Origin of the sequence: uncultured Dysosmobacter sp. (genome assembly GCF_947631165.1) — a bacterium.
GTDB lineage: Bacteria > Bacillota > Clostridia > Oscillospirales > Oscillospiraceae > Oscillibacter.
The window spans coordinates 1-11,751 of the sequence record NZ_CANRKH010000058.1 but is presented as its reverse complement, the minus strand read 5'-3'; the positions used below and the strand labels follow the sequence as shown (position 1 = coordinate 11,751).

General features: G+C 53.3%; 7 protein-coding genes. 5 read left to right on the top strand and 2 right to left on the bottom strand.

Going from position 1 to position 11,751, the window contains the following annotated elements; all coding sequences use genetic code 11:
• Window positions 1-5,288 (bottom strand): hypothetical protein (locus tag Q0Z69_RS15390; RefSeq protein WP_298035285.1); only part of this gene is annotated, 5,288 nt, incomplete at its 3' end.
• A 490-nt stretch (window positions 5,289-5,778) separates the two neighbouring features.
• Between Q0Z69_RS15390 and Q0Z69_RS15385 the strand changes: the two genes are divergently transcribed.
• From Q0Z69_RS15385 to Q0Z69_RS15375, 3 genes are all read left to right on the top strand, one after another.
• Complete coding sequence (locus Q0Z69_RS15385; protein ID WP_298035284.1) at window positions 5,779-6,051, top strand: hypothetical protein; 273 nt, start codon at window positions 5,779-5,781, stop codon at window positions 6,049-6,051.
• A 482-nt stretch (window positions 6,052-6,533) separates the two neighbouring features.
• Window positions 6,534-6,689, top strand: a complete 156-nt coding sequence (locus Q0Z69_RS15380) for a hypothetical protein (RefSeq protein ID WP_298035283.1) — start codon at window positions 6,534-6,536, stop codon at window positions 6,687-6,689.
• Window positions 6,690-6,695: 6 nt separating this feature from the next.
• Window positions 6,696-7,274 (top strand): hypothetical protein, encoded by a 579-nt coding sequence (locus tag Q0Z69_RS15375; RefSeq protein ID WP_298035282.1) that lies wholly within the window; start codon window positions 6,696-6,698, stop codon window positions 7,272-7,274.
• A 55-nt stretch (window positions 7,275-7,329) separates the two neighbouring features.
• On the opposite strand, the gene Q0Z69_RS15370 is transcribed toward Q0Z69_RS15375, so the two are convergent.
• Window positions 7,330-7,872: a zinc ribbon domain-containing protein gene (locus Q0Z69_RS15370; RefSeq protein WP_298035281.1), complete on the bottom strand. Its 543-nt coding sequence runs from the start codon at window positions 7,870-7,872 to the stop codon at window positions 7,330-7,332.
• A 110-nt stretch (window positions 7,873-7,982) separates the two neighbouring features.
• On the opposite strand from Q0Z69_RS15370, the gene Q0Z69_RS15365 reads away from it, so the two are divergent.
• A complete protein-coding gene (locus tag Q0Z69_RS15365; protein WP_298035280.1) occupies window positions 7,983-11,165 on the top strand; it encodes a hypothetical protein in 3,183 nt (1,060 codons plus the stop codon).
• Window positions 11,166-11,167: 2 nt separating this feature from the next.
• Window positions 11,168-11,494 (top strand): hypothetical protein, encoded by a 327-nt coding sequence (locus Q0Z69_RS15360; protein WP_298035279.1) that lies wholly within the window; start codon window positions 11,168-11,170, stop codon window positions 11,492-11,494.
• Window positions 11,495-11,751 lie beyond the last annotated feature (257 nt).

Sequence of the window (11,751 nt, the reverse complement as noted above, 5' to 3'; positions counted from 1 at the left end):
TTGAGCTGGTAGTACTGGCCCAGGGTGATGCCGTCCTCGATGGCTTGCACGGCCTTGTTGACGGAGTTGGTGCTTGCCTCGGCGTTGATGTTGTGGGTGTCGAAATAGTTCTGCTTGGCCTGGTTCCCGGCGTAGCTCTTGAGGTCGGAGGCGATGTCCACAAGCTCCTCGGGGGTGATGGTGCCCTGGCTGTTTAGCATCCGGTCGTAGAGGTCTATCAGGATATTGCCGTATGTGGTTTTGTACTGCCGCTTGTCCTCCGCTGTCAGCTCGAATTTCTCCGCTTTGCCGTCGCCGTCGGTGTCCTTGCTGATGGAGTTGGGCGGGTTCTTGTCGGGGTACATGGTCACGGAGCCGGTGGCGCTGTAGAGGTCGTCAAGCCAATTCTCTATGACCTCGTTCCGGGGTTGGTACTGGACGATGGAGCCGGGGAGGATGTTGTTATTGAGGGCGTTCAGGATTCGGTTGCCGCTGTCCATCTCCTGGCCGAAGCTGTCCTGTTTCACGGGGAGCTTTTGCCGAAGGAAGGGGAGACTGCTCATAAGGCTGTCCTGCGTCTGACGGCCCAGAGTTTCCCCGCTGTACAGGTCTCTTTTCCTGCTGTCAAAGCCCTGGGCGACGCCCTTCACGAGGTTGGGGACAAGGCTGGTGACCTGTCCGGCGGCGTACTGCTTGGCGGCGTCCATCCACCGGCCGCCCTCGGTGTCGGCTTTGGAATACTGGTAGGCCTGAGCGGCCTCGGCCAGCGGGGACATCATGGGGAGGTCCATCAGGGACTGTGTGACGCCGGAGGCGGCGTCGCTGAAGATCTCGCCCAAGGCGACCCCGTTCTCCTCGCCCTCGTGTTCCGCCAGATAATCGTCGGCGATGAGGCCGCCCATGTTCAGAAGCGCGTTCAGCGGGTCCATGAAGCCAATGGACATCAGCGTATCTCCGGGCTGGAGCTTTGCGCTCCCGCCGGTGAGGAATCGCTTTATCCCGGACAGATTGACTTGCGTTCCGGAAAGATTCGCCTGGCTCTCAAGGGCCGCCTTGTCCTTGTCCTCGTCCCGCCCGTCGTCGGAAATGATGAGGGCGCCTGCCATTTTGGCGATTACGGCGAGGGCAAGAATGCCGGTGCCTGTGAGGGAGCGGCCCACGGTCTGGACGGCCCGGGCCTGCTGGGCGGCGGTCATGGTGCCACGGCGGGCGTCAATGAGCGTGTCGGTCAGCCGGTAGATGCCCCGGGCAATTCCCAGCGGGGAGTAGTCCACCGTGATGTCCACCAGATTCGCGGGGACCTGCACGAAGGGCATGAGGATATCCCCCAAACCCATCTCCCCCACATGGGCGATGCTGTTGAGACCCCGGCGCACGGCTGAGAGGCCGCTTGCCAGAGCGCTGTCCTCCTGGAAGGTGCGGAAGGTGGCCTCCTGCTCTCCGGCGTTCCGGAGGGACTCGTCGGTGATGAGGCCCCGGTCATAGAGCCGGTCGATGCCGCGCTGGATCTCCGACTGGATGCCGCCCTTCTGCCACTGGTCGGTGCTGTACATGGCGTAGTTGGAAATTTTCTCCCACTGGGACATGAACCGCTGGAACACGTTGCCGGTGGTCCTGAAGGTCCTGTTCCCCGCCTGTCCGTACCGGCTTTCGGCGCCCTCGGCGCTGATGTCCAACGCGCATTCCAGGAAAGCCCTGGCCGCTCCGTAGTTGGCGCCCTGCCGCTTGGCCGCGGAGAACCAGGAGGCGTCAAGGGCCGTGGAGCGCGTGTGTGTCAGCCGGGAAAGCGCGATGTCCAGAGGGACGGAGATGTCCCGGGCGATACTGTCGATGGGGTCGAACACGTTGTTGGAAACCACGTTGCGGGCCCATGTGGAGATTTTGGAGAGCATGGCGTCCCGGCGGAAGGCCTGAACCTGGGCAGACAGGCTCCGGGGCACGTAGTCCTGCGCCATTGCGACGATGCTGGCGCGGGCGGCGCTTCTGGCAAATTCCATGTCATTGTGGGCCTTTATCTGTTTCATGGCCCACTCGGCGGTGCGCTTGATCTGCTCGTTGGTGCCACGGGAGGTGCGCCGGGTGAGGGCGGCCTCGCGGGTGATGCTGAAATAGTCGTCGATGTTCCCAGCCTCCCCGGCGTCGTCGAACCTCTGGGACAGGTCCCCCACCTGCTCCATGACCCGCCTCGCGGCGTTGGGGTCGATGCGGGGGTCGTCCAGGATGTGCATGGTCTCGGAGACGATGCCATCGCCGCTGTCCACCCATTTCTGCCGGGCCTGCAAGCTGCGCCCGGCCTCGGTGCCGCCGATCTCCTCGATGGCGCGGGAGAGGGCCTGGAAGCTGTTGTACTGCTCGGGCGTCAGGTCGCGAAGCCGGTCCTTCATCTGCCGGAAGGCCATCTGGGCCGCGTCCTGCTCCACGCCCGTCCAGGCGTCCTTTTCCAGAAGGCCGTTTACGGTGTCCTCCACGTTGACCACATTGCCGTTCTCGTCCTCATAGAAAAGGCCCTCGGCCCGCTCACGGGACATTTGGGCGGTGACCCGCTCATGGACGCCGGGGGTGTAGCGCTCCCGCTCCTCCTCGGTCAGGTCCACGCCGTGGGACATGGTTTCGTTCTGCGTGTAGACGATATTTCCGTGAGTGGGGGTGGTGAAGCCCTGCTGAGCGGCGCCGATGTTGTGAAATTCGGGAGAGGCGGAGGACTGATTCTCGGAATCGGGGTTGACATTGGGGGCGGTCTGTGGTACAGTAGAAGTAATGAGAGTATCGTCAGCCATCGCCTCAGGCAATTGCAGCCTGCTGGAAAGAAGCTGATTGATATTCTCATTATTTCTTGTGTAGATCACATTGGCGTTATTTGTACCAAGAATTGCTCTTAGATCTCTTCCGTATGCGCTTGCAATTCGATTTTCGGGTGTTAAAGCGCCCTGTTTGTTTAGGTGAATGGGTATAATGACAGAATTTCCGTGCTCATCGGTCCAATCAGTGAGAATTACCAAACTGTCTTTTTGGGTATTTGACCTTGTAATCGCTAAGGGGTCGGCGATTTGATACGGTATATTTTTGACCGCTGATATTCCCAGGTTGTGTTTACCACCGAAATAGTTTTCGGGGTAAGCTATTTTCATAGCCCCGCTTTGGGACATTGTAAGCGGTATAGTATTTGCCCCATGAGCAAGTAATACCGTTGGGGTTTCGCCTACCAAGATCATGCGGCCGCTGGGCAGAGACCCGTCGAAAACTCCGTCGATCTCCTTCCGGTAACGGGCCATGTTTTCCGCAGAAACGAGACTTTCCGCCCCTGCACTGAGGGCGGTATTATTTTGCCCTTCCGCATTTTCCACAACTGCGGGCGCGGATTGACCGACCGCCGGGTTGGTCTGCGCGGGGGCGGTTGGTGTATCGGTTGGTGTATCGCCCTGAATCCGCGTTCCCGCCTGCGCTGCGGCCTGATTCCGGGCGCGGTCGTAGGTCTCTATGAGCGGATTGTAGATGTTCCGTACCCCGTTCATTGCATTGACCGCGCCGCCCATGAGGCCGCCGGAGAGGGCGCCTCCGAGGCCCGCGAGGGCCACCTCTTTCACGCTGTCCAGATACGCGCGGCGCTTGGCCTGGTCGGGGGTCAGGCCCTGGGCGGTGTAGTCGTTTATCTTTCTCCGGAAGTCGGAGTTTTCGCCCATGATGGCGGCGTCGCTGAGGATGTTGGCGATCTCGGTGAAGGTCTCCTCGCTGGCCTCTACGCCCATCTGCTTGGCGGTCTCGGCAAGCCAGGAACGAAGGCCGGTGACGGACTTCTGGGCCAGGAGGTTGTCGATGCTGACCTTCTCGAAGAGGGCCTCCGCAGCGCCCGCCGCCGCGCCGGAGAGGATGGCCTGGCGGTTGGTGCCGCCGCGTTGGAGCACGTCGCGCATCTGGTTCGCGGCGGAGGAACCGGCCATGACGAACACGGAGGCGGGACCCAGGGCGGCGATCTGGGCGGTGCTGTCGGCGATGCTCATGCCGGTTTGGTAGAGGAAGGACAGAACACGGTTGTCTATGTTCTGCGCGGTGGCGTCGCGGATTCCGCTGACCGTGTCCGTCAGGGGCATGGCGTTCGCGTCCAGGGGGCGGTAATTGCGCAGGTCGCTTGTGTCGTTGTGCCCGATGTTCCCCAAAGACTGGGAAACATACTCGGCGCCTTGCAGGGGGGAGAGCAGGACACTGGTGAGGTTCATGCCCCACGGGTCGCGCTTCGTCTCCTCGGCGATGTACGTCTGGCGCTCCCGGGCCTTTTGCGCGGTCTCCTGCCGCTCCCGGGCCTCCTTCAGGAGGTCCGGGTCGAGACCGCTGTCCCGTACCGTCTGCTCGTCGGCGCTTCTGCGTGCGTCCAGCGTGCCGCCGGAGAGGGCGGTTTGGAGGCGGGCGCGGTATGCGTCCATCCCGCCGGAGTTTTCCACCGTGATGTTCAGCGCGTCGGCGATGATCCGCGCGTCCTCCTGCCAGTTGTCCTGCCCCCGGCTCGTCTTTTCCAAAAGGCGGATCATGGCGTCCTCGGCCTCATCCACCTTGTAAAGGTCCTCAAAGGCGCGGCTGGCCCGGCTGTCGGCGGCGAGGCGGGTCTGCTCGTCGGTCACTCTGGCGTTGTAGTACTCCCCGGCGAGGGATGCGCGGACGTTCCCCCGGTTGTTGGCGGCGTTCAGCAGGCAGTCGGCCCGGGCCTTGCCCGCCTGCATATCGGCCTGCGCCCGGTCGACGCCTCGGGAAATGAGGTCGTTGAAGGTGGTGTTATAGAGGCTTTGCGCCTGGGCCCGGACCTCCGCCGGGTAACCGTTCTTCCAGGCGTCCTCGCTCTCTTCAATTTTCTGCCCGACGGCGCGGGCGGCGGGCGTCTCGGCGAGGCCGGGGGAATAAATGTGCGTGTCGGGGGTGGGGACGGCGGGGCTGCCCTGCCGGACTGCGGCCTCCCGCGCCTCCTGCCCCGCTGTGAGGGCGGTGACGGCGCGGGCGTTTTTGTCATACTCCTCCTGTTGCTTTTGAAGCTCCTCCATTCTCCGGCTCTGGCCCGGGAACAGGGACATGAGGCCGGAGGTGCTTTTCTCCAGCGTGCCGATGGTGCGGGAGAGGTCGGCGTTCCGGTTTTGCAGCTCTTCCACCTGTTGGGAAACGCGCTGGCCCATCTCCGGGACGGTCTGGGATACCGGAGAGAGCCACGGGGCGGCCTGATAGGGCATGAGGGACAGGGGATCTATCGAGGGGGCGGCGGTGGCGGTCTGGGAGATGGCGCGGTCGTAGGTTTCGATCAGGGGGTTGACGGAGGTGCTCCCCTGCACCTTGCCGCCGGAGGCCGTGCCCTGGACATACTGAGTAACTTTGACGCTGCCCGAAAAGCGATGGATGACATGGCCTCAAGCGCAGGAAGCGCGGAGCAGGAAATGGAAACTATCATGGGTAAACAAACCTACCCATGCGTACAGAAATGTGCGCAACAGAACACATTTAATTGCAGGTAAAACGTAAAGTCCTACACCACAACAGGCGGGAAACCAGTTTGTGAAGGTGCGAAAGCGGAAAAAACGTAGGAATGGCGCACGGTCAAAAGCCTAAACGCCGGAACAATCGTAGTTCTGCAACGAAGCTCCCTAACGTAAAGCCGAGGGAGAACGCTCATCGACTATCCCCATATCGGGGTTCGGACTTGAGAATAAATATCCGAGCCAACAGGAGTACGGCCCAATCGCAAACGGGGTCGGTGAAAAACCGTTAAATGGAAAAAGTGTGGCCTCTGCCGCGAGGCGTGGTTAAGAAATAGTCAATTCCCGCGTGAAAGCACGGGATTATTTGCGCAAAGCGAATAATGGTCTGGTATTGCGAACCGGGCCAAATACAAAGAGCCTTGAATACAAAATCAATGCGTTCAAAGAGACTGGTACAGGAATCTGGCAGAATCTCTTAGACCGTGGAGACATTGGAACTGTAATCGACATGGGGACGCAAGTCCTGGAGCTTTTCGATAAACTCACTGAGAAAATCGGATTGTTTGGGACATTGACGATTTCCGGCGGTGCTCTTGCCGGAATCATGAAGATATCTTGACCCGAAATATAGGGTACTGCGGAGGATAGCGCGGGTAAGGAAGTGCGGAAATGGCGGCACGACAAGCCCGTGAGCATAATCTTCATCAAAAAATTATGAGGGGTAAATGCTGGGAAACCGGTAAAACCGATTGTGCTACAACGTGACCGGAAACGGTGAGCGTGACAGCGGCGAAAGCGGAAAGAAACAATCGGCTGGCACAGGGGAATACATAAGCCTAAATGCCGCGCCTTTTGGCGGATGGGATAACATCAGCAGGACGGCGCAGAAATGCGCAATCCCCAGAGACTACCCACCCTCCGAGTTGTCACCGCCTGAGTGTGACGGCTTGTAATGTATAGTCCAAATAAAGAAGTGAAAATCCGCTTTTCACTCTAATTGTGGTACGTGACTGCGCACGTTAGCGGATTCGCAGAAAATACTTGAAATTGTATTGCAACATTTGTATAATAGGGTAAATCTTTGAAATTGGAGGCCCTATTATGGCAGATTATGAGGAAGAAAAACACGTTGTTGAGTTATCTCAACGCGACTCGCGATTCAATTCGGAGAAACATTCAAATTCCGCGCCTTTGAAGGTTGATAAATTGGCTGGGCGTGTTCCCGAAAATAAGGAAAAGCAAGGAGAAAAGAAATAAGAAGTTATGGGAATTATTGAAATAATCGATAATGTGCCGCGCCTGCTTCAATATTTTGTGCCAGGATATGTTACAGTGTTCATTTTTGAATATTTGACTATCAGGCAGTATTCATCAAGCGGGAAAGTTGTGGCTGGGTGTGTCTTGAGTTATATCCTTACCAGCGCCTGTCAATTATTGTCAGAGCGTTGCGGCAAATGCGCCATTTTACAAATCTGGCAATTTCAGACTTTAATATCTTGCTTTGCAGGATTAATTATTGGTATTCTTGGCGCAATAATCGTGAAATCTGAACGGTTCATGAATCTGCTTATCTCGCTGTTTCGCATATCGCCAAAAAGAGACTCCCTTGATGAAGTGCTTGACGGCGCTATTCAGAGGGATGTCAGAATCTTTTTCAAAAACGGGCAGGACAGTATATGCGGTCATTATTGCGGGAGAGATTCAAAGGGCGATGACAGATGGATTATCGTGACTGGCTTTGTCGTTATGGGAGATGACGGAGAAGTTTTGCGTAAATTTGATGATGACGTGATTTTTATGTGCAGAGTGCAGGATATAGATCATATCATCGTTACTTCATGAGAAAACAAAAGAGGCGCGTTGCCGCGCCCCTGATAGGAGAAAAAACATTATTTATTCAAGGTTTCCATGTGTAACCGCATTTTGCGCAACGGTTGACGGTTTTGCTTGCGCCGATGAAGCCCATAGTCCAGTTGACGCCTCTGGGTCCTGCGGTGACGTTTGTTGACCCGCATCTTGGACAATGGACCTCAGATGTTCTAAAGTTATCAGATGTTTTAAAGTTAGATAAAATATCCTCATCGCTTTTGGATGAATCATATGGAAGAATTGTTACAGAAACACCGGGGCAATCTATCGCGGTTTTAATTCTTACGGCTTCATCATGTGTAATATTTCTTGTTAAGATTGTTGGAGAATTGTCTGCCACTAATTTTGCCGTATAAAGGTCTGTATCAAATGCCTCTTTAATTGCCTTTGTAGCGTCAACAATAGCATTTCTATACACTTTGTTTAATATTAAAATATAATTTGAGGATTCTACAGCATTTTGAATATCGGATTGTACATCCTGATTAGATAGTGGATACCCGCAATTTGGACATGAAATCGCTCTATCGGAAATCTGCTTTCCACATTCCGGGCAATTGATTAATGCCAAAATTATCAACTCCTTAAAGTTTAACTTTTATTGATTGGAATTATACCACATAATAACAATTTGTCAAGTCCGCATTTAAAAGCTTAAAAAAGGATAGTAATTTTGACGATTTGTCATTTGGAGAAAAATTTTCCAAAACTATATCAACGGCTTCCCCAAAAATAATACAAAAAGTAAAAGAAACCTTTCAATTGATGAAATATGGTTTTGAAGATGCTTTTACAAAATCTGATAAGGGTTTTGGCGGTTCACTTTGGGAAGGAATTAAAGGTGGATTTGAAGGTCTTGCTGTGTCAATTGGGCTTTCTTCCAAAGCATTATTGGCGTTTGGCGTTGCTGGCGGTGTGGCTGCGGCTGCAATTACCGCTATCGCATTGAAAGCTACAGAGGCTAAACGCGCCAATGAGCAGATGGAGAAGTCATTCTCTGAATTTCAAGATGCGCAGAGCAAGGCCAATGAATTAAATGGAGAACTTGAAACCACCAAACAAAAGATTGCGGAATTAGAGGGAAAAAGCAGTCTCACATTCATTGAACAATCAGAGTTAAATAAACTCAGAGAAACAAACCGTTTATTAGAAATACAAGCCGATTTAGCGGAAAAAGGAGCGCATAGAGAGGCAAAAGAATCAGCGGAAGATTCTGCCGATGCGTTTTGGAAAAATTACAAGGATGAAATATCTCAAGATAGAATTGATGAGATAGTAAATCATAACACAGCCAACGGCCTTGGCCTTAATGGTTCTCTTGACAATGCGAAAGATATCTCCGCGATGATTGCCGGTGTTGAAATCGCAAAGCAAATGAGGGACGCTTCAAAAGAGGGAAGCGAAGACTGGCTTTATTTCAATCAACTGGCAAGAGACGCGGAAGATGAGATTTGGGCGCAAACTGACGCGCTGGCTGAATATAAAGAAAAGCTTGAAGCGGTTCCTTTTGAGGATTTGGGGACAGACGGTAAGAACGCGCTCAAGGAAATTGATGCCGCCATCGACCTGATTTACAAGAATCTGGATTCCTCCAAATGGAAGAATATGCACTGGGATGATATCATCAGCAGCGGCAATTTTGAGGATGATATTTCCGCTTTAAAGAAGCTTGCGGAACAGTCCGAGCTTACAACGGATGCGTTGGAGAAACAGGCTCCGCGTTTGTCTCAGGCGCTTATTAACGGCGGGTTTACGCTTGATGAGGCGGTTGACCAAATCAACGCGAGTGTAAAGACCGTCAGCGACAAGACGCTTGAAAAGGTAAACGAAAACCGCGCCCAGATGGAAAACGAGATCTTAAAGGCTCTTAATCCAAAAGGCATTATGGATTCAAAATATATGGCGGACAAGGCTGGACTGTCAAAAATGTCAGACTCAGAACTTGCGCTGGCATATCATTTTGTTATCGAGGCGGACGTAGACGCTGGTTCTCTCGATGTTGTCAAGGAGAAGATACAGGAATTTGTCGCCTCCGGCAAAAAGCTCATTCCAGAGGATGAGAAGTTAAGCTTTGAGGCGTTGATTGCCGACGATTCAGAGGGTTCTTTCAAAAAGACCACGGATGATTATGTCAGCAAAATCCAGACGTTGGGCGAGGCAATCAAGAAAATTCACAGCGGCGAAATGACGCCGAGTGACCTTCACAAACTGCAAGCGGCGTTCCCGGAGCTTGCCGACGATGCCGACAATCTTGAGCAGGGAATCAAAGAACTGATGTCCTCTATGGATGTCGGATTGATGAAGAGTTTCTTGGACAAGTCCATGTATATGGCGTCGGATGAAGATTTGGCGAAATTGCAGGGCTACATGAAGACCATCCAGGAAATGCGTGATCTGCTTTCCCAGGACTATACTCTTAATATAGATGTAGAAGCCTCCGGCATTGAATCCTTCATGTCGGCAATCAAGGAATCCGTTTCCTCTACCGGTTTAAGCGAAGCGTCCATCAAATCTCTGACGGCGCGGTATAAGGATTTAGAGACTGTAAACTTTGATTCCGCGAAGCTCTTTGAGAAAACGGCGAACGGCATCCATCTGAATACAAAGGCCGTGCGTGAACTGGAATCGGCCTATGAATCCGAAAGAAAACAGCAGAACGTCGAGGAATTAAAGCGGCTTACCGACAGTTACAACGACCTGACGGCGAAAATCAACGAAGCGTATGCCAGCGGGAAAACAGCAGACATTTCCGGGCTTTACAGTCAGAGAGATATAATCAGTCAGCAGATTCAGGACACGACCACCCTTATCGCGCAATATGAGGGCCTGACCTCCGCTTATCACAAGTGGGAGCAGGCGCAGAGTATGGGCGAAGAGGGCGATATGTATGACAGCCTTACTGGCTCTCTCGGCAATATCAAAGAGCTTTACGATGACGGCCTGATTGGCACCAACAAATTCCGGGCCGCTGTCCAGCTCATGAGCTATGACGATGTTTCGGACCTTGCTCCGGAAAAACTCGTAGAGATTTTTGATGACAGTTACCCGAGGATGAAGGAATACTTTACCGAGGGGCAAAAGGGCTGTAAAGCGTTCCTTAAAGATGTCAACAAACTCAATAAAGATTGGGCGCATCTTAACGAGGACGGCAAGTGGGAGATCGACTTCGGCGTTGGCGGTGATGAGCAAGTTGCGCATGATTTAGGTATCAGCGTCGATGCCGTTCAGTCTATCCTGCGCAAGCTCTCGGATTTCGGATTCAACGTCAATCTGGATTCTCTTCTGTCCATATTCGACACTATGGACGACGGTGTTGAAAAGCTCAATGACAAGCTTATCGAGCTTGGCAAGACGGATATTAAATTCAACTTTGAAACGGACGGCGACGAGCTGGATGATGAGATAGAAAAGGCGAAACAGCTTTTAGCCAATTTGAAGGGCGATGTCAACGTTGACACGTCAGAGGTGGAGGCAGCCGAAAAGATCCTTGAGGCGCTGATCAACCGGAAAAACGCCTTATCCACCCCGTCCATTATGGCGGTGGACACCACACAGCTTTCAAAGACCAATGAGGAACTTGCGAAAGCGATTGACCTGTTGCAGAGATTCCATGAGCTTTCCGGCAAAACGAATCTGTCCACGCCGGAATCCGCCGAGTTTAAGCAGACCATCAGTGAACTTGAAAAACTCACGCCGGAGGTTATTCCGTGGCGAAAGATTTCGGTATATCGGATGTCGATTTGTTTAGTTACAACAGGTACCTTCACGGCGGGCTTGTGGATTACACAGGACTCGCCCAGTTGGACGGTTCTCCGGGGAAACCGGAGCTTGTTCTTAACGCGACCGACACCAGGAATTTCATAGAGTTGAAGGATGTTCTGCGGAAGATGTCAAGCCAGAATCTTACGGCCAGAAACGGCGGTTTTGGGATGATGCCCGCGTCGCTGAGCGGTCTGACGGACGTTTCAAGTATCCTCGGCGGGTTTTCAAAGAATTACATCAACGAAAGCTCAAGCGCCGGAGATATCAACATGAACATTTCCATTGACCACGTTGAAGATTACAACGATTTTGTGGAGAAACTGCAAAAGGACAGACAATTTGAGAAGCTTGTTCGTTCTATGACCACCGACCGTCTCACAGGCGGGAGCGCGTTGGCTAAGAACAAGTACCGCATGGGCGCGGGAAAATGAATAAAAGCGGAGGGGCGTAATACCGTCTCTCCCTTTTTTATTGGAGGAAGTTTGAAACATCGTTCTCCACGAGCCAGCCCTAAAAAGGGCATAAGGAATCAGCCGCAGATACTGCGGCGAAAAAAAGTAAAAAAGATTCAGCCGGGTTGAGGCTCTAACTCATCCTTGAAGATATACCCTCTCATCCGAAGAAGCGCAAGGCCCTGAGATTTTGTGATGACGACAGAGTGTTCAGTGACCTTCTCAGTGAGAAAACC